Source organism: Flavobacterium sp. AC274 (assembly GCF_979258275.1).
Map to the genome: position 1 here is coordinate 3,010,313 of NZ_OZ409852.1, position 24,995 is coordinate 3,035,307.

Consider the following 24,995-nt stretch of genomic DNA (forward strand, 5'->3'; position numbering starts at 1 on the left):
TCGGTTAATTAGTTTGTAGTTTTTAATGGCGTAATCGTAACCGGCCCCAACAATCCCGAAGGCATTGGATTCCATTTTGTGGCGTCAAATTTTTTATAATCCTTATCAACCATATTTATTTCGTAAAAAATCTTCCATTCTTCACCTTTTAATTCTTTATCCCTGATCCTGTTGGCAGAAAGATTAGTGACCTGTATTTTTAAAATATTTTTTCCGGATTTTAAATTTTTGATATTCAGCTTGTAAGGAACAGACCATGCGGTTCCGATAAATTTATCATTAAGCCAGACTTTTGCACTTTCGCGCACATCTCCTAAATTCAAACTCCAGTTTTCTATTTTATTATTCGGATTTTCAAATTCCAAAGAGTAAGTTGCAGATCCCGAAAAAGCTTCAGCATCCGGACTTAATTTAGTCCAGGATTCCAGAGTTGAAATTGTTGCGCTTGTTGGTAATTTTGGTCCGCCTTTGTCAAAGTTAATTTTCCAGTTTCCTTTTAAAGAAATAGCTTCAGTTACAGGTTCGTAATAATTCCATTTTTTTTGAGAAGCCGTATTTTCTGTTTTTAAAAAATAAGATTGTCCCGGTTCAATTTTAATTTTTACTAAAGTATTCGTATTGGATTTTTTTACAATTGCATTTCCAGCTTCTTTCGTTAATGCATCAAGAATAATAACTTCTTTATTGCCAATTTGTAACGGAATAAATTCATCAACTGTTTTAGGAGTGTGGTTTACCAAATAATATATTTTTTCACCATTAACGTCTCTTCTGATGAATTTTAAACCAGAATTTACAAGTGTTTCCGGCTGTATTTTTGCATTTTCTAAAGCAATAAAAATATCCGAAACCGGTTTTACAAATTCATTATTCGTCTTTAAAAGATTTTGAAGTTCTTGTTCCTGTTTTTTATAATCATTAAATCCGGGAACAGATTCTGGTAATCCTTCAAAAATAATAATTGCACCTTGTTTTTTTAAGGCTATTAATTTTTGCAAAGTGGTAAGCGGCATTTTTTTACAGGACGGAATAATTAATGACTTAAAAGTTCCACCCGGCAAACTGATCTTTCCATCAATAACCTTTGCTTCAGTAATAAAGTTATCCGATATAAAATCAACTCCATATCCTTTTTTCAGAAGGCTTTTTGTAGTATCATAAAAAGATGTTCCATGTAACCATTCTGATAACGAATGTATTTTAAATTGAAAAAATAAGTTACCTTTTTGATATTGGTCCCAAACATCAAAAATGGGCCAGTAAAGCAAAATTTCGTTATCTGGTTTTCCCTGTTGCAATAACGATTGACAATTCGAAATATAAGAAAAAAGGGCAGGAGCATCTTCCCAAATACTATTGTTGGCATTAAAATTTACCGAAGCATAAAATTGCCATCCCGGCCACGCAGCTCTTGTTGGCGAATAAGTTGATCCATGCAGGAAAACATGATTTACGCCATTTAACATCAAGTCTTCAACTTCAGGTTTACATTGAGATAGAGCTGTTTTGAAATGTTCTCTCAACCATGTAAAAGTCTCAGAAGAAACCAGATTTTTCCCTGAAATATGTGCTGCCGAAGAGGAGAATTTTAGCATAACCGGATCAGCATCACCCTCACGGATGTCTTCTTTCTCACGTCTAAAACCCGGAATATCAAAAGGCATAGAACCAAAAGTTTCACATTCCGGAATATCTGCCGAAGCGTACAAATCGATCAGGTTTCCGGGAGAACCGTGCGCCTGCAGTTTTGTTTTAAAGTTTTTGGAATTTGCCCAAGCTGTCCACGGTTTATCAAATTTATTGAGTAATAAATCGGCAATCGTTTGTTTGTAATCACTTCTTATTCGGTTACCAATTTCATTATCAGTTTCGTTTAGTAAAAGAGGCATTTGTTGTTTTAAATCATAACCCCTTAAAGTTTTAAATTCTTCAAAGAATTTAGGAGTAAAATCAGTTCCGTACACTTCATAACTATCATTAAAAATTGCTCTTATTTTTCCTTCACGACCTTTAAAAGCTGTATTAAACGGAACAACGTAAGCATTTAATGCTTCTTCAGAATAATGATCTAAAGTATAACCGCTTCCACCCGGAGCCGCTCTTTTAACCTGTTGACCGGTTTTTCCGCTAAAAACAGCATATATCGTATAATCTGTTTTAACAGCTTTCCATTTTAATTTATTTGGTTTTAACGGATTCTGCATCGAAACAGGACTTCCTTCAATTCCTTTGTCGTTTACTTTTGAATTTTTATCTTTTAACTGATCTGTTAAGTTTACATAACTTCCGTCATTTCCATAAGCGACAACATACAAAAGCTCGGCAGGTATTTTTTCTTTTGTGTTTTCGAGTACTATATTTTTGTCAATAGTTTCATTTTTTTTAAGCTGATATTTTTCGATAATTAGTTTAGTTGCGGCATTTTGCAGTGTAACATGAGATCCGCCATAAGGCCAGCCGGTTCCTAAAACCATATCTACCTGCATGTGCAGACTGTCTGAAATGTGAATGGTATAATCCAGCATGTCTAACCATTTTGGAGACAGATAATCCATAAAATTATTTTCTTCTCCTTTTACGCCATAAATGGGAGTTATTTCTACACCACCAATTCCGGCATTATGAAAATCTAAAAGACTTTTCTTCAAATTTGGCTTATCAACAGCACTTCCCATCCACCACCAACGTGCCCATGGCTGATTGATATTGGTAGAATTTGGCCATGGAGATTCAGATTTTTTCTGTGCAAAAGAATGACAAGTCAATACAATGCAAAAGAATACAAAGAAATAGGTTTTGATTAGTCTCATTATTTAAGATTCAAAAGATGATTATCCAATAAAGTAAAAGTAAAAGTCCTTCTTGAAATTGCCATCCTGTAGCGTCCTGTTTGAAATATGAAATAATCTTAAAATTGGCTAATATTTTTATCATAATTTATATTTATACGAATTTCAATACGGATTTAAAAAAATAAATGCATAAAATTTTTAATATGATATTTATATTTTTCGCATTGTAAATCAGTTACTTATATTGCTTTTTTGTTAAATAAAATACAAATAAAAATATAAGATATTGATAGTTAGCAGGATACTACAGGATGCTGTGCGATTCCCTTCTAAATAAATTTGGTTAAACTAATTAATTAACCAAATTAAACTTTTTATGAAAAATAATTTTAATCTATTGCTGATTATAGCCCTGTTTGGATTATTCCATTCTGTGGGTTATGCGCAAGAAAAAGTGGTTACAGGAACAGTTACAGATCCGTCCAAACTCTCGGTACCGGGAGCCAATGTATTTGTAAAAGGTACAAAAAGAGCGGCCAGTACCGATTTTGATGGTAAATACAGTGTTAAGGTTTCAGAAGGAGAAACGCTGGTTTTTTCTTTCATAGGTTTTGTAACCAAAGAAGTAAAAATTGGAACTTCAAATACTTACAACATTGTTTTAGATACTGAAAGTTCAAATTTAAATGAAGTTGTAGTTATTGGATACGGAACTCAAAAGAAAAAATTAACAACCGGAGCGATTTCGGGTATTAAAACAGAGAATTTTACCGAAAGGCCTATTTCAAGAATCGATCAGGGATTAGTAGGGCAGGTAGCCGGAGTTCGTGTTAAGCAAACTACAGGTTTACCGGGACAACCTTTTAGTATCGAAATTCGTGGAGCAGGTTCTATCACGGCAGGAAATGAACCGTTGTATGTAGTAGATGGATTTCCAATTTATACCGAGGGATCAAACAGCAACGGAGGTTTTTCAAGTGGTAGTCCGCTCGATAATATGAACCCAAATGATGTGGCTTCGATCGAAGTATTAAAAGATGCCGCGGCAGCAGCAATCTATGGATCAAGAGCCTCAAACGGAGTTGTTTTAATTACCACAAAAAGAGGTAAAATAGGAAAACCAAAATTTACGTTTAATACTTACGGAGGAGTTAACAAAGAAGCCAACAGAGTAGATATGTTATCGTCAGAAGAATGGATTGGCAGAGCCAAAACCATGATCGATTCACAATGGATTGGTTCTGGTATTGCAGGTGCATCAGCGAGTCAAAACACGGCGCAGCGTATTGCAGCTTATAATGCAGTAAACCCAACCGCTCCGCTTACAACTGCAAATTCAAGATACTTCACATATTTGTATGATGACAGATGGGATATGCCGGGACATCCTGGGTTAGATTATATCGATTGGCAGGATAAAGTTTTCCGCACAGGAGAATTTAGCAACTATCAATTGTCTGTTTCAGGAGCGACAGAAGCCGTAAATTATTACGTATCTGCCAATTACCAAAAAAATACCGGATATATCGTAGGTACTGATTATACTTTATTTTCTGCCAGAGCAAACGTTGATGTAAAGTTGTCTGATTCTTTTAAAATGGGAATAAATATAGCCCCTTCATATTCTGTAAAAAATGATCCGGGTGTTGAAGGTAAAGACAATACATTATTTAAGGCTCTTACTGCAACTCCTGTTTTTGAAAGTGCATCAAATGCTGCCGGAGAAAAATACACCACAAGATATGCGTGGGGAAGCAGTACAACCAACATGCTAAATGCGTTGGCAAGAACGGGAAAAAACTCTATGTACAGAACTTTGATTTCTACTTATGCCAGTTATCAATTTGCAAAAGGTTTTACGTTTAAAAGCACAATCAATTTTGATAATTCAGATAATACCAATGAAAGTTATACACCAAACGATGTTCAGGCAAGTATTAGAGGAGCATATAATACGTACAGAAGACAAAATTTAGTAAATGAAAATACTTTAAACTACGATCAGTCTATTGGAAACCATAATTTCAATTTGCTTTTAGGACAGTCTTTCAGTTCGTATGAAATCATGAGATCTACTTTGTCATCTGGTGCGCTTTATAACAGTTCTACTGTAGAAACATTGCCAACAGGATCATTAGGTTCTACAAATGCAGAAAAAGTACATTACTTTCTTATTTTGCCAGATTACAATACAATTACAAAGAAAAGTACCTGATTTCTGCCAGTATCAGACGTGATGGTTCTTCAAAATTTGGATCAGACAGACAATGGGGAGTATTTCCTTCTCTTTCATTGGGCTGGAGAGTAAAACAAGAAGAATTTTTGAAAGATGTTGATTGGCTTAGTGATTTGAAATTGAGAGCCAGTACAGGTATTAACGGAAGTAATAATATTGGAAGTTATGCTTCATATGCCACACTTGCTTCGTATAATTATTCAATTGGCGGAGCAGCTGCAATCGGGCAGGGCGCATCATCAATTGCTAACCCTTCACTGCACTGGGAAGAATCACGAAGTGTTGATGCAGGTATAGATTTCGGATTTATAAAAAACAGACTTTCAGGAACTTTCGAAGTATATAGAAAAAACAACAGCGAATTGCTTTTAAGAGTTCCAATCGTTGGCGCAACCGGATTTACAAGTTATTTAACCAATGTTGGAGAAGTCCAAAATCAAGGATGGGAATTTGAAATAAACTCTTTAAACGTAAAAACAAATAATTTCGAATGGAGAACTTCTGCAAATATAAGTCATAACGAAAATAAAGTCCTGGCTTTAGGTCCTGATCAGTCTAAAATTGAAATCAGTAATTCGTTTGATGGAGGAGTTCCGTTTATAAAATTAGAAGTTGGTAAACCAATGTATACCATTTTCGGATTACAGCAAAATGGTGTAGTAACACAAGCTGATATCGATGGAGGCGGAACTACAATTGGAGGAAACAAACTAGTCTTGGGAGATCCAAGATATATTGACCAAAACGGAGATAAAAAAATCAACTCAGAAGATCGTGTAGATTTAGGTAATCCAACACCAAAATACACTTGGGGAATCACCAATACTTTTAAATATAAAGATGTTGATTTAAATATTTTGGTACAAGGACAAAATGGAGGATCAGTTTATGGATTGACAGGAAGAGCCATTGACCGTACCGGAATGGGATCTGTAGAAAATTCTTTAGACGTTGACCCGGCCGTAAGAGGAAACTGGAGAACTTCGTTTGGATATCAGGCTAACTCTGACTGGATGTATAAATCAGATTATGTAAGTATCAGAAGTATTTCAATAGGCTTTAATTTAAGAGAAGCTGTAAAAAGTTTTAGCAGAATCGACAATGCAAGGCTTTATATCACCGGAGAAAACTGGTTCAACTGGAACAAATACAAAGTTGGTTTTAACCCGGAAGCCGTAAATACATCTGCAAGTTCAAATAGTGATTTTTCTGTACCGGTAGATTATGGAGGAGCACCTCTTGCAAAGTCACTTGTTTTAGGTCTTAACATTAATTTTAATTAAAAGAAAATGAAAAAATATATTTATTTAGCTGCAAGTGCTTTGGTATTATTTGCCTTTACCTCTTGCAATGATGAATTGACTCAGTTGCCTTTGTCTCAAGGAACAATAGAGAATTTTTATGCTACTCCGGGCGATTTCGTTCAGGCCAGAAATGCAACCTATTCTGTAGCTTTTCATGGCGCCGGAACTTATGGTTATGCCAACAGGGTATTGAATTTAAGCGAAACCAGATCCGATAATTTGTATGCAACCACAACCGCATCAAGGGAGTGGGAAGGAATTAATAGTTTTTACACCAACATTAGCTCTAATTCATATATAAAAGAAGCGTATACAAGTAATTATAATGCGATAAATAAAGCAAATCAGTTGCTTGAAAAAATTGCAGAAAAAGGAGATCAGATTTTTACAAATCCTGCAGATAAAACAGCAATGGCTGCCGAAGCCCGTTTTCTAAGAGCATTTTGTTATTTTGATTTAATCAGATGGTTTGGACGTGTTCCTTTAATCGAAAGAACAATGACAGCTCCCGAAGCTGCTAAAATACCAAGAACTCCGGTTACAGAAGTGTATGATTTTATAATCTCAGATCTTGAACAGGCTATTCCTGATCTTCCTCCGTCATACGATGCCGCAAACTACGGAAGAGTTTCTAAATACGGAGCAAAAGCATTATTAGGCCTTGTTTACATGACACGCTCAAGCCCGACCTACGGAATTGATGGTGCTACTCTTGGCTTAAACGAATGGGATAAAGCGTATCAGCAATTAAACGATATAAAAACAAGTGGCGTATACGTGTTTGGAGCAGATTATGATGCTATTTTTAAAGTAGAAGGAAATGCAAACAAAGAAAATGTTTTGACTATTCCGTACACACAAAGTTTGCCGCTTAGTGTAGGAGGTAATTTTATGGTCGAACTAGGCTATGAACCTTATTTTGCTTCTTTCAATTTATCAGCACAGGGATCATTGGAAGCTAAAGAAATTTCTACCGAGTTCTTAAACATGTTTGCAGCAACCGATAAAAGAAAAGCTTTCGGTATAGCTACAAGTTATACAGTAGCTTCAGGAACATACAAAGGAAGTTACACACTACCGGTTTTCAAAAAATATATTGATCCCGCAAGATATGGAAACGGTCGTGAAGACTGGGGCGTAGATTTTATGGTAATTCGCTACACAGATGTATTAATGATGATGGCCGAATGTACGCTTCATGGAGGCGGAGGCTCGCAGGCCGATGTTGATGCTATTGTAAATGAGGTTAGAACAAGAGCAGGTGTAACGGCAAATGCTGCAAATATTACCTTAGATGAATTGTTTGCAGAAAGAAGAAAAGAATTTTTCTCTGAAGGAAACAGATGGTTTGATTTAATCAGATCAGGAAAAGCAGTAGAAATCATGAACGCCTGGAAAGCAGTTGAAGATACAGATGGAAAAATAAGAACAATAGATAATAATGCGTTGATTTATCCAATTCCGTTGTCTGAAATACTTGCTGTTCCGGGACTGTATGATCAGAATATTGGTTACGACTAAAAAAACTTTGCCCCCAATTTTTTTTTATATTTTGTTTTTTTTGAAAAAAGCTGTCTCTTTTGACAGCTTTTTTGCATTTTTCTAATGCTAAATAAACAGGAAAGCACAGGATGCTTTTTGTGTTTAATTATTTTAAATTTAAAGTTCAGGATTTAATAACGCAATGCCAATGATTTACTTAAAAAAGCTTCTTTTGTTTTTATTGATTTTTAGTGCAAAATTCTCCCTTACAGCTCAGGTCAAACTACCAGCTTTAGTAAGTGATAATATGGTTTTGCAGCAAAACGCAAAAGTCAATTTATGGGGATGGGCGTCTCCAAACGAAAAAATAAACATTCAGTTAGGATGGTCAGATGCGGCAATAGAAACGGCAGCAAACGCCGATGGAAATTGGAAAGTTACGGTTGACACACCAAACGCAAGCGAAAAAGATTATACAATTACTATAAACGCAAATAATAAAATTGTACTTAATAACATTTTAATTGGCGAAGTGTGGATTTGTTCCGGACAATCAAATATGTATTTTCCTGTGGGAAAAGAAGAAGGAACCTGGAAAACCGGAGTAAAAAATTATCAGGAAGAAGTTAAAAATGCCTCATTTCCCAATATCAGATTGTTTACGGTTTTAACCAATGCCTCACCAAAACCTCTTGATGGTGTAATTGGCTCATGGAAACAATGTTCGCCGGAAAGTATCAATACATTTTCTGCCGTGGCTTATTTCTTCGGAAGAGAATTGTATCAAAAATTAAACGTCCCAATAGGATTAATTTCAACTTCATGGGGAGGAACAAAAGCAGAAGCCTGGACGTCTCAAAATGTGTTGGAAAAAGATGTCTCCTTTTTGCCGATTTTACAGCAAGATGCTAAAAATGAAAAATTGTATCAGGAAAAACTCGAAGCCTATTATTTAGCTTCCATAAACCAACAAATAGCAAGCGCTGCAAATGCTCCAAAACTAGAATTAAAAAAGCCAAAAAAAGAAGCCAATAAAACTTCTTATGTGCTTTATAATGCAATGTTATATCCACTCATAAATTATACAATGAAAGGCGTAATCTGGTATCAGGGCGAAAGCAATTCCGGTCAGGCAAATTTATACCGAACCTTATTTCCGGCAATGGTAAAAAACTGGCGAGACGATTGGAAACAAGGAGATTTCCCTTTTTACTATGTACAAATCACACCTCATAAAGGACAAACTCCTGACATTCGCGAAGCGCAATTATTTTCTTTAAAAACGATACCAAATAGCGGAATGGCTGTTACCACAGATGTTGGCGACGCAAACAACATTCACCCAATAGACAAACAAACCGTTGGACATCGCCTTGCTTTATTGGCCCGAGCCAAAACCTACAATGAAACTAAATTGGTCTATTCAGGACCTATTTACAAGAATATGAAAATCAAGAAACAAAAAGTGCAGTTGTTTTTTGATTATGCCGATTCGGGTTTGAAGAAAGAAGGCGAAACTTTAAAAGAATTTGAAATTGCCGGAGAAGATCAAATTTTTTATCCCGCCGACGCCAAAATTGAGGGAAAAACAATTGTAGTTTCTTCATTAAAAGTAAAAAATCCCGCAGCCGTTCGTTTTGCATGGAAAGCAGTTCCCGAACCCAATTTATTCAATAATGAAAACCTGCCCGCATCGCCTTTCAGAACAGATGATTGGGTTGATAAAATTGAGAAAAAACTTTGAGTGAAATTATTTAAACACATAGAAACATAGTCAATAGAAACGTAAAAAGACGTTTCACTTGTTTTAAATAAACATAGCGATGTGGAAAAAAGATCTGTATAAGCTTTGTCAGAGTTTAAAACTTTGACAAAACTTTGACAAAGTAACCATAAAGTTTGTCATCCCGAGGAACGAGGGATCACACGCGCAACTCGACAAAGATTGGCGATTTTGATTGCGTTCCTCGGGATAACAAAATGCATATACCATAGTATTGAATCTAAAATCTAAAGTCTAAAATCTGAAATCTAAAAATGAACAGAAGAAAATTCATAATCGGAAATTCCCTCGCGTTAATGGCTTTATGTTTGCCATTTCCCGTCAGAAGCAATATTTTTTCGGAAGATCCAAAACTTTCAGATTTTGAAAAAAGGCTTCGTCCGGTCGGTCGTGCACTCGAATTTGAAGATTATTATGTTTGGTGCAACAGCCCGATAGAAGGTCCGGATGGAAAAATCCATGTGTTTTTTTCAAGGTGGAAAAAATCAAAAGGAATGAGCGGCTGGATCAATAGCTCAGAAATTGCACATGCCGTTTCCGATAAACCCGAAGGGCCATACGAATATATAAGTACCATTTTGGCACCGCGAGGAGAAGGATTTTGGGACGCCACAACCTGCCATAATCCAAGCATTCATTTTGTAGATGGAAAATATGCCTTGTTTTTTATGGGAAATTCTAACGGAAAAATGGATACCAAACGCATTGGTTTAGCAACTTCAGATTCACTTTATGGCCCTTGGAAAAGACCCGATAAACCTTTATTGTTACCGGGAGAAAAAGGAGAATGGGACGATCTTTTAACTACAAACCCATCTTTTTTAAAACGTCAAAACGGCGAATATTGGCTTTATTATAAATCATTGGACACAGAAAATTATGTACATCCAAAATTTGAAATCAAAGGAAACAGAAAATACGGATTGGCTATTTCAAAATCTTTAGAAGGACCTTATATTAAATATGAAAACAATCCGCTTATTGATTTTTCTAAACTAGGAAATAACCAGCAATGCGAAGATGCTTTTGTATGGTATGAAAACAAGAAATTTAAAATGTTAGCCAGGGATATGGGCGTTTTTGGCATCGATCACGGACTTTATATGGATTCTGACGATGGCATACACTGGAGCGATCCTTCAATAGCCTATCAGCCATTAGATAAATATATAAAACAGCCCGAAGCACCAAAACATTTAAACCGATACGGCCGTGTAGAACGTCCGCAATTATTGTTTCAAAATGGAAAAGCAACCTATTTATTTACTGCTTCTCAGGGAGGGAAATACGAAACAGCTTCGGCTTTTATTTTTAGGATAGTATAAAATGATTAAATTGTTATGATAAACAAACAGCATAAACAAATAAATAATGAAAACTAAATTATATTTCCCAATAGCATTTACGGCATTGGTTTTTGCAAGCTCTAACGCACAACAAAAAACAGCCGGAAACAAAATTGTTTTAAAAAATTCTTCAAAAATAGAATTGTCTCAAAAAGCAATTTCAATCAAAAGAAATCAGCTTTCTATTAAAGATGAAACAGGTCAATATCCAATTTTGATTTATAAAAAAGATACAATTCCGGCGCAGGTAAATGATCTGGATGGAGATGGAAAATGGGATGAATTATTTTTAGTTGCTGATTTTTCTCCAAACGAAAGCAAAACCCTAGAACTAAAATGGTCGAAAACAGATCCTAAATTCCCTGTAAAAACAAGTGTTCGTTTTGGAAAAAGAGATGGGAAAGACCTACCAGTTCATCCAGATACACAAGAAGTTTTGATGGCAAATCAGATACATAAAAAATTAGGATATCAAAAATACCAAACCGACGGACCAACCTGGGAAAACGACAAAGTAGGCTTTAGGCATTATTTAGACGGAAGAAATTCTAAAGACGTTTTCGGGAAAAAATTGCCGGGAATAACCCCGGAAGATGTTGGTATAAACAGCAAAGGTGCCGTTGAAGACAATTATCATGTTATGTACGATTGGGGAAGAGATATTTTTCCCGTTGGAAATTCGGCAGGATTAGGCGGTTTTGCTTTATTAAAAGAGGATAAAATCAACAGACTCGGAATTATCGCCAATGACACTGTAAACAATATCGAAAAAACGACTTTCAAAATCGTGAGCGAAGGTCCGGTAAATTCAATTTTAAGTTATAATTACCACAACTGGAAAATAGACGGAAATAATTACGACGCACAAGAAACTTCTTCGATCTGGCCAGGAATGTATGGATATAAAAACACTGTTTCTTTAAATGGTTTAAAAGGAAACGAAACGTTGCTTATAACGCTTTCTAACTTAAACAATAAAAACCCATTGCAAGTAATTGATTCAGGAGATTTTGTGTGTTTTATACAGCATGATAAACTAACCTACGATCGCCAATGGATTTTAGGAACAGCCGTAATTATTCCAAAAGATGTTTATAAAGGATATATCGAAGCACCAAAAAGCGGACAATTGACAGATTCCTATCTGATAAAATTAAACGTAAAAAATAATCAGCAAATTAGTTATTACCCAATCGCAGGTTGGGAATTAAGTGCAGATAAAAACTTTAAAGATTCAGCTTATTTTACCAGCTATGTTACGGATTTAGCGAAACAATTGTCAGCAAAAATTAAAGTTGAGGTAAAATAACCGCAGGCTTTTACGCCAGCTTTGTCATTTCGAGGAACGAGAAATCACATCCAGAGAGCAACGATCGTAATTCCGTTATGTGATTTCTCGTTCCTCGAAATGACAAGATTGTGTAAAAAAACAACTAACTACTAACACCAAACCAAAAAAATGAAAAAAATCCTAACCATAATAATCGCCATTCTCGCTTTCACGCAAGTGTCATTATCCCAAAATTACGCAAACGATAAATTCCCGGACGGAACAACAATTTCAAATTGGTTTAAAGATTATACCAAGCTGCAGCTAAAAGATTTAGGCAAACAATATACTATAACAGATTTTGGTGTAAGTAAAGACAGCACCAAAATTCAAACCACAGCAATTCAAAAAGTAATTGACAAAGCAGCTGCAAATGGCGGAGGTGTAATTGTGATTCCAAAAGGAGTTTATTTAAGCGGAGCATTGTTTTTTAAACCAAAAACAGCTTTGTACGTTTCAGAAGGAGGAGTTTTAAAAGGTTCAGATAATATTGCTGATTTTCCGATAATGCCATCGAGAATGGAAGGACAAAATCTGGATTATTTTCCAGCTTTGGTAAACGCTTATGGAGTTGATAATTTCTCGATTTCAGGAAAAGGAACCATCAACGGAAACGGAAAAAAATATTGGGAAGCATTTTGGCAAAGACGAAAAGAAAACCCAAAATGTACCAATCTTGAAGTTTCAAGACCAAGATTAGTTTTTGTATGGAATTCAAACAACGTACAATTGCAAGATGTAAAACTCATTAATTCGGGTTTTTGGACAAATCATTTTTACAAATGCAATAATGTAAAAATGCTCGATTTGTATATATTTTCACCACATGTTGGCGTAAAAGCACCAAGTACCGATGCCATTGATATTGATATTTGCACTAATTTTTTAGTAAAAGGCTGTTATCTGTCTGTAAACGATGATGCGATTGCTTTAAAAGGAGGAAAAGGACCGTATGCAGATCAGGATAAAAACAACGGACCAAATGCGAATATAATCATAGAAGACTGTAATTTCGGATTTTGTCATTCTTCCTTAACAAACGGAAGCGAATCAATTCATAACAGAAACGTAATTATGCGCAATTGTAAAATAGACGGCGCATCAAGAATGTTATGGCTTAAAATGCGCCCGGATACACCACAGCGCTATGAGTACATAAGAGTTGAAGATATTAAAGGAGAAGCAAAAACAGGTTTGGCCGTTTTTGCCTGGAAACAATTTTTTGATTTAAAAGGGCGAAAAGATATTCCGCTTTCTTACGGAGATAATATTACCTTAAAAAATATAGACTTAAAATGTGAGACTTTTTACGGAGTTGAAAATGATCCGAATGTTCGTTTATCCAATTTTACGTTCGAAAACTTAAACATTGAAACCGTTAAAACAAGTATCGACAAAAGTTTAATAAGCGGCGTAATATTTAAAAATGTCTATGTAAACAAACAATTAGTTGATTAGGCTTAAGAAGCACATAGATGTAAGAGTTTACGGTTGTATTGACTTTTGAGCATAATTTGTACTATAAAAATGTCTGAAAATTGCCATTATACGGTGATTACTAAGTGATAAGGATAAAATTTTCTCAAAAAAGTTATTTTTGTAATGAATTGATAATGAATGATGAAGAAGATCAGTTAATCAAATATTAACTTTCGGGATAAAATGAGTGATAATTTTAACACTAAAGTTGCGTTATCTTTCAAGCAAACTTTTATTTTTGCGCCTTAATTTAACAAGTATAAGCATGAAAGATCTATTAGTAAAAATCAACGCCGAAATCGACACATTCAAAGCAGAGGCTGAATCATTAACTGAAAAAGGAGTTAAAGCTGCTGGACCTAGAGCTCGTAAAGCAACTTTAGAAATTGAAAAACTTTTAAAAGAATTCAGAAAAGTTTCTATCGAAGAATCAAAAAAATAATCTTTTTTGAACTAAAAAGATAAAACCTCGTTTAAGCAATTAAACGAGGTTTTCTTTTTTAATTATGAGTTATTAGTTGTGAATTATGAGTTTTTAGTTTAGTGATAAAATAATTCATAACTCATAATTCATAACCTAACTTTTTAATGCTTTCTGCGACGGTTTGCGCATTTAGTTTTGCACCCTCAAAACCAGTGTGCGTATGATCTTTTGGAAAAAAGGCTTTTACTTTTTCTTTTCCTAAAGCTTCGTATTTTAATGCTACAATTTCATTTAAATCGATATAAAGAACACCTTCCTTATCAGCCGCTTCTTTCGACCATTTTCCATAAGTTTCTGTTCGTCTTTCAACTTTATCGTTTGGCCATTCATTTCTTGGAGTTTGACTTAATACAATTACAACCGCACCTTTTTCTTTGGCTTCGCGAATAAATTTCTCCATGTACCAGCCAAAAGTATGAACAATTTCTTTTGATCCGTCTGGCAGGACAACTTCCTGAGTTTCATTTCCATTTCCTTTTAAAGAACCTCTGAATTTTTCCTTATCAACAGCTCCCACATCATTATGACCAAACTGAATTAAGATAAAATTTCCGGGCTGTAATTGGTTTTTAACCTCATTCCAAAGGCCTTCGTGATCAAAAGTTCTTGTGCTTCTTCCACCTCGTGCTTTATTAATCACTTCAACTCTGGTTGTATCGCAAAATGTAGGAAAAGTGACGCCCCAGCCTACAGCATTTTCATCGCTATTATTTGCCATGGTAGAATCTCCAATTAAGAAAACTTTTTTCTTTGGAGGAAAAACAATTTTTGGATCTTTCAAAATATAATTTTTCAGTGAATTTTTACTTTCCCTTAATTCATTAATAATAACAGAAGCCGAAAGTACAGCACCTTTTGCTGAGGTATGCGTATGATCTTTTTTATAGAAATAAGTTCCCGTTACTTTTGGTTCACCCAGTTTTTCCATTTCCAAAGCCATTTTATTATTCAAATCAATAAAAGTGACTTTTTCTTTTTTAGCAATTTGTTTTGCCCATAACCCGTATGAAGTATTGTTGCGTGGAACTTTACCTTCTTTCCAGTCATTTCTCGGAATAGGCGAACAAATTATCGGAATCGCTCCTTTTGATTTTGCTTCGTTAACTATTTTCTGAATATACCAGCCGTAAGTATGCACGGTTTCATGTTTTTTGGTCAGGATATTATCAATTTCCTGCGTTTCATTTCCAATGCCTTTAATCGTTCCGCGTGCACGAAGACTATCATTTATTGGTCCGTCGTCATTATGTCCAAACTGAATCAAAACATAATCGCCTTTTTTTAATTTATTTAAAACCGGTGCCCATAAACCTTTATCCTGAAAAGTTCTGCTGCTTGTTCCGCCCAAGGCATGGTTTTCTACGCTAACTTTTGTAGTGTCTAAAAACTGACCAATATAATCTCCCCAGCCCCAAAGTCCGCCAGCTCCGTCACCCTTGCCATTTTTTACTGTAGAATCTCCGACCATAAAAACAGTTGGTTTGGAGTTTTGATTTTCTGAGAAACTGAAAAGTAACAAAGCGAGAGAAAGGACAGAAAAAATTTTAATTGATTTCATGAATGAGATAATTTGTCAATTAGATAATTAGATAATGTGAAGCTCTGGCTTTTTCAAAGTTTAAAAACTTTGAAAAAGCTAAGTAAACCTGAAACCTGAAACCTGAAACCTGAAACCTGAAACCTGAAACCTGAAACCTGAAACCTGAAACCTGAAACCTGAAACCTGAAACCTGAAACCTGAAACCTGAAACCTGAAACCTGAAACCTGAAACTATTTCAAAACTAACCATTCCATTTTTATATACTATCCTGTGCTATGATGTTAAAATATTATCGAATTATAAATTATTAAATTGTAAAAATCAGGTAGGTACAGGATGGTAAAACATAAAAAAACAAAGAAATTGCAATTGAATTGTCAAATATTTAGGATTTAGTTGATGATTAATTATAAGTAACACCCAATCGTGCATGAAGCTTACCATTACTAAAATACATTACACTCCAATTTTGATTTGCATATTTTTGTTATGTTCAACGCTATCTTTTAGTCAGGAAAAACAAACGTCCAGAAAAATACATTATGTCCCGGACGGAAATAGTTTTGTACTTAAAAATGGTACACGAAAATTCAATAGAGCACTTTATGGCTCAAATACAGGATTTAGGGTAGAAACAGGAGATTTGCCGGAATTTGCAATATATATGCCCGGAATGGGCGGAAATTTAAAGTTTGGCTTAGTAAACGGAAATGAGAATAAATGGATTACAGAAGCTTCAAAAATTGAAACACAATATGTTTTGGGAATAATGCAATATCAAATTCAGGATCCGGTTTTAGGATCCGGAAAATTGTTTATTGATGTCGTTGCTTTAAAAGAAAAAGAGGGTTTTGTTGTAAAAGTCTACGGTAAAAACATATCAAAAAGCACTAATTTAATTTGGGTATTTGGCGGTGCAACGGGCAAAAAGTTCAGTCGTGATGGAGATATTGGCGCAGATCCTGAATCTGTTTTTTATTTAAAACCAGAATATTGCACCAACAATAAATATACTTTAAAAAAAGATTCATTTTTGTTGGAATACGGTTCAGAAAGCAACAAACAAAAAACAGGAAATAATAAAAATATAACCGGATTTTTTCCTGAATCTCAAATGCATTTAGCCAATGCAAGCCGTCAAAATTCTCCCTTGGAATTGTTTAATTCTACTGCAGAATCATTGCCGGTTATTACAGGAAAAAGAAACCCAATTGATGAAAAAGCACAATATTTTTTATTTTTATCAGAAGATTCAAAAGATAATTTTACCCAAAAAACAATAGCAGAACTTTGCGAAAAATCAGTTCAGGAAACACAGACTTTAGCAAATAGAGTTAAAGTCGAAACTCCTGATCCATATATTAATACACTAGGCTCAGCGCTTTCAATTGCAGCCGACGGAATTTGGGAAAGTCCTGCTTATCTTCATGGTGCCATTGCATGGCGAATGTACCTCAATGCCTGGCGTGGTGCTTATACTGCAGATCCTTTGGGATGGCATGACAGGGCAAAAACACATTTTACAAGTTACAGCAACTCGCAGGTTTTATCGCCAGAAAGTGGTCCGGTTGTTTTTGATGAAGAAAAAAATCTCGCACGTCAAAAAGAAGAAATCGGAACCTCGATGTTTAGCAGCGGTTACATTAGCCGTAATCCGAATAAAAATACTTTGGCGCATCATTATGATATGAATCTGGTATTCATAGATCAGATGTTGCGCCATTTTAAATGGACGGGCGACGTTGCTTTTATGAAAGAAATGTGGCCCACAATTCAAAGGCATTTAAACTGGGAAAAGCGAAATTTTGATGCTGATAATGACGGACTTTATGATGCATATGCAACTATTTGGGCGAGCGATGCACTGCAATACAGCGGTGGAGGCGTGATTCATTCTTCGGCATATAATTATTATGCGAATAAAACCGTTGCTGAGGTTGCCAAAATTGTAAACGCAGATACAAAGCCATTTTCTAATGAAGCCGACAAAATTTTAAAAGCCACAAACGATCAGCTTTGGATTCCAAAAAAAGGAATTTTTGCCGAATATAAAGACGCTCTCGGAAACAGATTATTACACGATGTTCCCGGAATCTGGAGCATTTATCATACGATCGATTCAGAATTATCAAATCCTTTTGAAAGTTATCAAATGCTGAATTATGTCGATAAACAAATTCCGCATATTCCAATTTCAGCAGAAGGATTGGATAAAAAAGATTTGTACGTAATAAGTACAACCAATTGGCAGCCTTATACCTGGTCGATTAATAACGTGGCTCTTGCCGAGCAATTGCATACTTCATTGGCTTTTTGGCAAGGCGGAAAAAGTGAAGAAGCTTACAAAATGTGGGAAAGTGTTTTGATTGAAAGTATGTATTTGGGCGCATCCCCGGGAGGTTTTGAACAGTTGTTGTATCAGGACGCGATCCGTGGAGAATTATATCGCGATTTTGCAGATCCAATTGGTATGGCGTCGCGAACTTTAGTCGAAGGACTTTACGGAATTCAGCCTGATGCTCTAAAAGGCGTTTTAACTATTAAACCCGGTTTTCCTTCAAAATGGAACGAAGCTTCTTTAGAAATTCCGGATATTACTTTTTCTTTCAAAAGAGAAAATAAAAAAGAAACGTATCATATTGAGAATCGTTTAGGAACACAAATGAATTTGTGTTTGGTTGTAAACGCTCCTTTCGAAAACATTCAGGGTATTACTGTAAATGGTAAAATAGCGAGTTACAGAGCTGCTCCTCAAACAATAGAAAATCCTAAAATCATCATAGAAACACCGTATGCTAAAACTTATGATGTGGTTGTTAACTGGCGCGGAGGAACTATCGAAAAAATGCATCCAAAACCATTTTATACTTCAGGAGAAAATCTGGATATGCTGGTTTTTAAATCTCAAATCATGTCTGTTTATGATCCGCAATCTATTTTGGGAGAAATTTCGAATAAAGAAAAAATGCTTCATGCGACTGTAAACGGAGAGGGAAATAAGATGTTTTTTGTAAAATTGAAACAGGGAGAATTCTTTTGGTGGGAACCGATACACTTAAACATAAAAGCAAAAGAACAATCAAATGAAATAGTCATAGATTGGGATAAACCTTTGGATAAATCGGTGCGTGCAGAAACGATTTTGCTTTCATCCTTTTTTAATTCAAAAGTAACCGATATTTTTAATTACGAATATCTTTCGCCAAGACCGAAAACGGTAACATTACAATTACCAAAACAAGGAATTGGAAATTGGTGTTATCCAAACGTTTCGGTAAAAATTGATGACAAAGGATTGCGCGAAAAAGCAAAAGCAAACGGACAAATCTCGACTCCAAACGGAATTCCGTTTCAAACGCCTTCTGATGAAAATCAAAAAAATATAATCTTCACTTCGATGTGGGATAATTTTCCCGAAAGTATTGCTATTCCGCTTGACGGAAAAGCTTCTCACGCTTATTTTATGATGGCAGGAACCACAAACCCAATGCAAAGCAGAATTGTAAATGGTGAAATAAAAGTCAATTATACTGATGAAACTTCGGATATTTTGTTATTGAAGAACCCAGAAAACTGGTGGCCAATTGAACAGGATTATTTTATTGACGGACTTGCGTTTACAACTGATGCGCCAAAACCGCCAAGAGTATATTTAAAAACAGGAGAAATTACGAGAGATTTTAAAAATTTTAAAACCATAAAAGGTTTCTCAAATTATGGAGTTGATGGTGGTGCAGGAACAATTTTAGATTTGGCTTTGGATAAAAATAAAACATTAAAAAGTTTGACTTTGAGAACTATTGCCAACGATGTGGTAATTGGTTTAATGAGTGTAACTTTAATTAGATAATGTGTCAATGAGATAATTAGATAATGCGTGGCTAACTTTGACAAAGCTGCCGAAAATCAGAACCTGAAACTATCAAAACTAACCCTATATTCAAATGAAAAAATATCAATTAATTACTCTATTTCTATTTTCCACTTCGCTGTTTGCACAAAAAATAGACAGAAAAGCAGTAGTAACAAGACATAACGTGCAAACTACCGCTATCGATACTTTGGCTTCGTTAACTGTAGGTAATGGTGCTTTTGCATTTACTGTAGACGCCACAGGCTTGCAGACTTTCCCTAAAAAATATCAAAACGGAATTCCGTTAGGAACGCAGTCAGAGTGGGGTTGGGACAGTTATAAAAACACAAAAGGTTATAAATTTTCAGAAACCTTACGTGATTATAAACAATACGGGAGAGATATTTCATACACCGTTCAAATAAAAGAACCGGCGAGAAGAGTCGAAGCAGTGAATTGGTTTCGTCAAAATCCGCATTTACTGCAATTAGGAAATTTAGGTTTTGAAATTACCAAAAAAGATGGAAGTTCAGCAAAACCCGAAGACATCAAATCGATTACTCAAAAACTGAATTTATGGACGGGAGAAATCGAAAGTTATTTTGAAGTAGAAGGAATTCCGGTAACGGTTTTAACAGCTTCTCATCAGGAAAAAGATGCGATTGGCGTAAAAGTAAAATCAGATTTATTGCAGCAGAAACGATTGAAAATCAGTTTAAGAATTCCGTTTCCAACCGGAGATTGGGCAGATATGGGAACACAATGGGAAGGAAAACAGGATTATAAAAGTACCCTTGTAGAAAAGTCTAAAAATGAAGCTGTTGTAACGCATGTAATGGACAGTATTTCTTATCATTTAAATTTGATGTGGAAAGGAAATGCGCAGATTAAAAAAACTTCGGATCATTATTTTGTAGTGGAAGCTTCGAATACGAATGTTTTAGAATTGAGTTGTCTTTTTGCTTTAGCAGAAAAAAAGCAGCAAATTCTTCTTTCGCAGAAATTGAAACCAGCAGCATAAAAGGCTGGGAACAATTCTGGAAAAGCGGAGCAGCTGTAGATTTTTCGGGAAGTACAGATAAGCGTGCTAATGAATTAGAAAGAAGAGTTATTCTATCTCAATATCTAACCAAAGTGCAATGTACAGGAAAAGTTCCGCCACAGGAAACAGGATTAACCTATAACAGCTGGTACGGAAAACCGCATTTGGAAATGCATTGGTGGCATGGTGTTCATTTTGTACTTTGGAACAGACCGGAACTATTAGAAAAAAGCCTGCCATGGTATCAGAAGGTGTTTGATAAAGCAAAAAACATAGCCAAAAGACAAGGTTTTGAAGGTGCAAGATGGCAAAAAATGACCGATCCTGATGGAAATGAAAGTCCGTCTTCTGTAGGTTCATTTTTGATTTGGCAACAACCGCATTTTATTACTTATGCTGAATTAATATACAGAGCAAATCCAACAAATAAAACCTTGAACTTGTATAGCGAACGCGTTTTTGCTACGGCAGATTTTATGGCTTCGTTTGCTAATTATGATGCTAAAAATGATCGATATGTTTTGGGACCTGGAGTAATTCCGGCGCAAGAACGCTTTAAAGCGATGGAAACTTTTAACCCAACTTATGAATTGGCGTATTGGAATTGGGCCTTAAAAACAGCAATTGCATGGAAGAAAAAACTAAATCAGAAAGTACCTGAAAAATGGGAAACTGTTTTGACTAAATTATCAAAATTACCCGTTTCAGATCATGTTTATCTGGCTACAGAAAGTGCGACAGATTCATACACAAATCCTGAATTTAAAACCGATCATCCATCGGTATTGGGAACCTTCGGAATGCTTCCTGAAACCTCTCTTTTAGATAAAAAAATCATGAAAAATACGTTTGATCTGGTTTGGAAAACATGGTCGTGGGACAAAACCTGGGGTTGGGATTTCCCGATGACGGCGATGTCTGCTGCCCGTTTGCAAATGCCGGAAAAAGCGATTGATGCGCTTTTTATGAATGTAACAACAAATACGTATTTAAAAAACGGACACAATTATCAGGCAGAAAGACTAACATTATACCTTCCCGGAAACGGCGGATTATTAACCGCAGTTGCCATGATGTGCGCTGGTTGGGACGGATCGACTGAAGAAAATCCCGGTTTCCCGAAAGATGGGACTTGGAAAGTGAAGAGTGAAGGATTTAAGAAAATGTTTTGATTGAGAAATGGCACACGGATGACGCGGGTTTAAACGGGTTAACGCGGATTTTTTATTGTTTTGTCATTTCGAGGAACGAGAAATCGCATCCAGAGAGCGACGAACTGTGTGGTTACGTTATGTGATTTCTCCTCTGTCGAAATGACAATACAGCGAAAAAAAATAAAAAAATCAGCGACAATCTGCCTAAACCCGAGTCATCCGCGTGCCATTACAATCCAACAAAAAAAACTAATTATGAAAAATACAATTCTACTCTTGTTATTACTTTCATCCAGTTCTATTTTTGCCCAAAGACAAATGGAAAACCTTGACCGTGGTATAATCGCAGTAAAAAACAACAATCAGTTTTTTATAGGATGGCGGGTTTTAGGAACAGATACTGATGATTTAGCTTTTAATTTATACCGAAAAAGTGGAACAAAAAAAGCCATTAAATTGAATGAAAAACCAATTCTTGGAGCGACAAATTTTTTGGATACAAAAGCAAATCCTAAAGAAGAAAATACCTGGTTTGTAAAAACGGTTTTAAAAGGAAAAGAAACGGATGCAAAAGGAAGTTTCACGATTCCGGACGAAAGTCAGGATAAAGAGTATTTGTCGATTGTGCTAAAACCCGTTGAAGGTTATATCCCAAATGATCTTTCGGTGGGAGATTTAGACGGCGACGGACGTTACGATTTGATTGTGCACATGACGGGAAAAGCGCATGATAATTCGCATACCGGAATTACAGATCCGCCTATATTTCAGGCTTATACTTTGGATGGAAAGTTTTTATGGCAAATCAATCTTGGAAAGAATATCCGCGAAGGCGCACATTATACACAGTTTATGGTGTATGATTTGGATGGCGACGGGATTTCTGAATTGGTTTGCAAAACTGCCGACGGCACAACAGACAGTACAAATAATGTAGTAGGCGATGCATCAAAAGATTGGGTTGATCGGGATGAGAAATCGCCAACTTACGGTAAAATTTTAAAAGGCCCAGAATATCTTTCGGTTTTTAATGGAAGAAACGGAAAACTGATTACAACGGTTGATTACATTGCAGAAAGAGGTGATCTGGCAGGTTGGGGCGGAAGAGGCGGCAGCGGAGGAAATGATACAAAAGGAAATAGAATTGATCGTTTTACGGCTTGTGTTGCGTATTTAGACGGCATTCATCCGAGCGTTGTGATGTGTAGAGGTTATTACGGAAGAACGGTTTTGGCAGCCTGGGATTTTAAAAATAACAAACTCACTTCGAGATGGGTTTTTGATAGTAAAGATGCCGAGAATCCGTATTCCGGAATGGGAAATCACGGACTTACAGTTGCTGATGTTGATAACGACGGAAAAGATGAAATTATTTACGGCGCAATGTGCGTTGATGACAATGGAAAAGGTTTGTACACCACAGGTTTTAGACACGGTGATGCGTTGCATGTTTCTGATCTTGATCCTGATATTCCGGGTTTGGAAGCATTTGGAATTCATGAAATTGAAAACGGAACAACAGGTCCGGGAGTTACTTTGTTTTCTGCTGCAGATGGCAAAGTTTTATTTACAGATTCTCCAAACGAAGATGTTGGCCGTGGCGTTGCCGATAATATTGATCCAACCCGAAAAGGAGCGCAATGCTGGTGGTCTGGATCTCCGGATTTACATGATATAAAAGGCAAGCCGATTGGAAAAGCACCAACATCAACTAATTTTTTAATTTATTGGGATGGAGATTCTTCAAGAGAACTTTTGAATGCTAATTATATTGATAAGTATAATGCTGGCAGATTGTTTACTGCAACAGGAGCAACTTCTAACAATGGGACAAAATCGACTCCGGCGCTTTCTGCAGATATTTTGGGCGATTGGCGGGAAGAACTGATTCTAAGATCTGAAGACAATAAAGAATTACGAATTTACTCCACCACAATTCCAACCGAAATCAGGCAATATACTTTAATGCATGATCCACAATATAGGTTGAGCGTTGCCTGGCAAAATGTGGGTTACAATCAGCCGCCGCATACGAGTTTTTATATGGGAAAAGACATGAAACCCGCACCAAAACCTAATATTGTTTTAATGCCTGTTAAGAAATAAAAGAAAAGCGTTCCGTTTTAAATCGGAACGCTTTTTTAAATTATTATTTACTGTTTTTTCAAAGTATTAATTTCATCGGCAGAAACTTTAATAACAGTTCCGTGGCGTGTTCCTTCGGGAAAACTAATTTGTTCCGAAATATCTTCCCAGCCATTTGAGGTTTCTTTTACTGCGCCGTATTTCTTCAAAGTATACTTGTCAAAATAAACAATCCAGTTGTTATTAATTTTAATTGCTGTTGGTCCTTCTGCCCAATAATTTCCTGTAATAGGCTCACTTGCTTTGCTGTAAGGTCCTGTTAGGTTTTTACTTCGGGCAATTTTGATATTCTTCTGCACCGGATTTCGGGTTTCATCTTTTAAAAACATCACAAATTCCTGATCTTGTTTTACAATTGTGGCATCGATCACATTAAATCCGGGTTCGTAAAGCAATTTTGTTTTAGAATACTTTTTAAAATCTTTAGTTGTTGTATAATAAATTCGGTGGTTGTATCCTTTTTCTTCTTCTGATTTTGTTTCGGGAAATTTTCCATCAATTGTTGATGCCCAATATATCATATAAGTTTTCGATTTTTCATCATAAGTAATCTCCGGCGCCCATGTATTTCGGGTTTTTTCTTCGTGAGACATTACAGGAATAAATTCTTGTTTCGACCAATGAATCAAATCTTTAGATGATGCATAACCAATTCCTTTATCAGTCCAGCTCACCGTCCAGACCATATGATATAAGCCATCGCCACCTTTAATCACACAGGGATCACGCATCAGTTTGTCTTTCCCTACTTCGGGAGTCAAAAATGATGTGTCATTTTTTAAAGCAATCCATTTGTAACCATCATCGCTATAAGCCAAATGTAGACCATCTTCTCCATTTCCTTTAAAATAAGTAAATAGATATCCGTCGGGAGTTTTATGCTGAGATTCCACCGGAATTGTCATCCAAAAACAAATAAAAAACAATACGGTTTTTAGATTTTTTAATGCGCTTGATTTCTTCATAAAAAATGATTTTCAAAGGTGTTTTTCTTCATTAGTAAAAGTATAATTAATGCATTAAA

16 protein-coding genes are annotated in these 24,995 nt (G+C 35.7%); 12 read left to right on the top strand and 4 right to left on the bottom strand.

Annotated features, from left to right (window positions below):
* Positions 1 to 8 precede the first annotated feature (8 nt).
* Positions 9 to 2,810 (bottom strand): glycosyl hydrolase, encoded by a 2,802-nt coding sequence (locus ACZZZT_RS13555; RefSeq protein WP_463460762.1) that lies wholly within the window; start codon positions 2,808 to 2,810, stop codon positions 9 to 11.
* Positions 2,811 to 3,168: 358 nt separating this feature from the next.
* Between ACZZZT_RS13555 and ACZZZT_RS13560 the strand changes: the two genes are divergently transcribed.
* The 8 genes from ACZZZT_RS13560 (at position 3,169) to ACZZZT_RS13595 (ending at position 14,194) form a co-directional block, all read left to right on the top strand.
* Positions 3,169 to 5,007, top strand: a complete 1,839-nt coding sequence (locus ACZZZT_RS13560) for a SusC/RagA family TonB-linked outer membrane protein (RefSeq protein WP_463460763.1) — start codon at positions 3,169 to 3,171, stop codon at positions 5,005 to 5,007.
* Positions 5,007 to 6,311, top strand: a complete 1,305-nt coding sequence (locus ACZZZT_RS13565) for a TonB-dependent receptor domain-containing protein (protein ID WP_463462433.1) — start codon at positions 5,007 to 5,009, stop codon at positions 6,309 to 6,311. The genes ACZZZT_RS13560 and ACZZZT_RS13565 overlap by 1 nt, the downstream gene beginning before the upstream one ends.
* Before the next feature lie 6 nt (positions 6,312 to 6,317).
* Positions 6,318 to 7,853, top strand: a complete 1,536-nt coding sequence (locus ACZZZT_RS13570; RefSeq protein ID WP_463460764.1) for a RagB/SusD family nutrient uptake outer membrane protein — start codon at positions 6,318 to 6,320, stop codon at positions 7,851 to 7,853.
* A 169-nt stretch (positions 7,854 to 8,022) separates the two neighbouring features.
* A complete protein-coding gene (locus ACZZZT_RS13575) occupies positions 8,023 to 9,558 on the top strand; it encodes a sialate O-acetylesterase (RefSeq protein ID WP_463460765.1) in 1,536 nt (511 codons plus the stop codon).
* A 293-nt stretch (positions 9,559 to 9,851) separates the two neighbouring features.
* Positions 9,852 to 10,922, top strand: coding sequence for a glycoside hydrolase family protein (locus tag ACZZZT_RS13580; protein WP_463460766.1), 1,071 nt, complete (start codon positions 9,852 to 9,854; stop codon positions 10,920 to 10,922).
* Positions 10,923 to 10,968: 46 nt separating this feature from the next.
* Entirely contained in the window at positions 10,969 to 12,252 is a 1,284-nt protein-coding gene (locus ACZZZT_RS13585) for a DUF4861 domain-containing protein (protein WP_463460767.1), read from the top strand.
* 150 nt (positions 12,253 to 12,402) lie between these two features.
* Positions 12,403 to 13,731 (top strand): rhamnogalacturonidase, encoded by a 1,329-nt coding sequence (locus ACZZZT_RS13590; protein WP_463460768.1) that lies wholly within the window; start codon positions 12,403 to 12,405, stop codon positions 13,729 to 13,731.
* Between the two features lie 286 nt (positions 13,732 to 14,017).
* Positions 14,018 to 14,194, top strand: a complete 177-nt coding sequence (locus ACZZZT_RS13595) for a histone H1 (RefSeq protein WP_042566514.1) — start codon at positions 14,018 to 14,020, stop codon at positions 14,192 to 14,194.
* A 121-nt stretch (positions 14,195 to 14,315) separates the two neighbouring features.
* On the opposite strand, the gene ACZZZT_RS13600 is transcribed toward ACZZZT_RS13595, so the two are convergent.
* Both ACZZZT_RS13600 and ACZZZT_RS13605 read right to left on the bottom strand, forming a co-directional pair.
* The gene (locus ACZZZT_RS13600) at positions 14,316 to 15,794 is read right to left on the bottom strand and encodes a rhamnogalacturonan acetylesterase (RefSeq protein WP_463460769.1); all 1,479 of its coding nucleotides are present in this window, start codon (positions 15,792 to 15,794) and stop codon (positions 14,316 to 14,318) included.
* 19 nt (positions 15,795 to 15,813) lie between these two features.
* Positions 15,814 to 16,026: a hypothetical protein gene (locus ACZZZT_RS13605; RefSeq protein ID WP_143165859.1), complete on the bottom strand. Its 213-nt coding sequence runs from the start codon at positions 16,024 to 16,026 to the stop codon at positions 15,814 to 15,816.
* A 181-nt stretch (positions 16,027 to 16,207) separates the two neighbouring features.
* Here ACZZZT_RS13605 and ACZZZT_RS13610 point away from each other — a divergent pair, with 181 nt between their 5' ends.
* The 4 genes from ACZZZT_RS13610 to ACZZZT_RS13625 all read left to right on the top strand — a co-directional run bounded on the left by ACZZZT_RS13610 (position 16,208) and on the right by ACZZZT_RS13625 (position 23,932).
* Positions 16,208 to 19,627, top strand: coding sequence for a DUF4450 domain-containing protein (locus ACZZZT_RS13610; RefSeq protein WP_463460770.1), 3,420 nt, complete (start codon positions 16,208 to 16,210; stop codon positions 19,625 to 19,627).
* A 94-nt stretch (positions 19,628 to 19,721) separates the two neighbouring features.
* The gene (locus tag ACZZZT_RS13615; RefSeq protein ID WP_463460771.1) at positions 19,722 to 20,651 is read left to right on the top strand and encodes a hypothetical protein; all 930 of its coding nucleotides are present in this window, start codon (positions 19,722 to 19,724) and stop codon (positions 20,649 to 20,651) included.
* Positions 20,582 to 21,844, top strand: coding sequence for a hypothetical protein (locus ACZZZT_RS13620; protein WP_463460772.1), 1,263 nt, complete (start codon positions 20,582 to 20,584; stop codon positions 21,842 to 21,844). Before ACZZZT_RS13615 ends, ACZZZT_RS13620 begins: the two co-directional genes overlap by 70 nt.
* 237 nt (positions 21,845 to 22,081) lie before the next feature.
* On the top strand, positions 22,082 to 23,932 hold the full coding sequence (locus tag ACZZZT_RS13625; protein WP_463460773.1) for a rhamnogalacturonan lyase: 1,851 nt from the start codon (positions 22,082 to 22,084) through the stop codon (positions 23,930 to 23,932).
* Between the two features lie 47 nt (positions 23,933 to 23,979).
* Here the strand turns inward: ACZZZT_RS13625 and ACZZZT_RS13630 are convergent, their stop codons facing one another.
* Complete coding sequence (locus ACZZZT_RS13630; protein WP_463460774.1) at positions 23,980 to 24,936, bottom strand: glycoside hydrolase family 43 protein; 957 nt, start codon at positions 24,934 to 24,936, stop codon at positions 23,980 to 23,982.
* Positions 24,937 to 24,995: the final 59 nt, after the last annotated feature.

Coding starts and splice junctions, on each gene's coding strand:
- ACZZZT_RS13585 (WP_463460767.1), top strand. CDS start 10,969: ATGAAAACTAAATTATATTTCCCAATAGCATTTACGGCATTGGTTTTT.
- ACZZZT_RS13590 (WP_463460768.1), top strand. CDS start 12,403: ATGAAAAAAATCCTAACCATAATAATCGCCATTCTCGCTTTCACGCAA.
- ACZZZT_RS13570 (WP_463460764.1), top strand. CDS start 6,318: ATGAAAAAATATATTTATTTAGCTGCAAGTGCTTTGGTATTATTTGCC.
- ACZZZT_RS13605 (WP_143165859.1), bottom strand. CDS start 16,026: ATGGTTAGTTTTGAAATAGTTTCAGGTTTCAGGTTTCAGGTTTCAGGT.
- ACZZZT_RS13610 (WP_463460770.1), top strand. CDS start 16,208: ATGAAGCTTACCATTACTAAAATACATTACACTCCAATTTTGATTTGC.
- ACZZZT_RS13600 (WP_463460769.1), bottom strand. CDS start 15,794: ATGAAATCAATTAAAATTTTTTCTGTCCTTTCTCTCGCTTTGTTACTT.
- ACZZZT_RS13630 (WP_463460774.1), bottom strand. CDS start 24,936: ATGAAGAAATCAAGCGCATTAAAAAATCTAAAAACCGTATTGTTTTTT.
- ACZZZT_RS13580 (WP_463460766.1), top strand. CDS start 9,852: ATGAACAGAAGAAAATTCATAATCGGAAATTCCCTCGCGTTAATGGCT.
- ACZZZT_RS13560 (WP_463460763.1), top strand. CDS start 3,169: ATGAAAAATAATTTTAATCTATTGCTGATTATAGCCCTGTTTGGATTA.
- ACZZZT_RS13615 (WP_463460771.1), top strand. CDS start 19,722: ATGAAAAAATATCAATTAATTACTCTATTTCTATTTTCCACTTCGCTG.
- ACZZZT_RS13575 (WP_463460765.1), top strand. CDS start 8,023: ATGATTTACTTAAAAAAGCTTCTTTTGTTTTTATTGATTTTTAGTGCA.
- ACZZZT_RS13555 (WP_463460762.1), bottom strand. CDS start 2,810: ATGAGACTAATCAAAACCTATTTCTTTGTATTCTTTTGCATTGTATTG.
- ACZZZT_RS13625 (WP_463460773.1), top strand. CDS start 22,082: ATGAAAAATACAATTCTACTCTTGTTATTACTTTCATCCAGTTCTATT.
- ACZZZT_RS13595 (WP_042566514.1), top strand. CDS start 14,018: ATGAAAGATCTATTAGTAAAAATCAACGCCGAAATCGACACATTCAAA.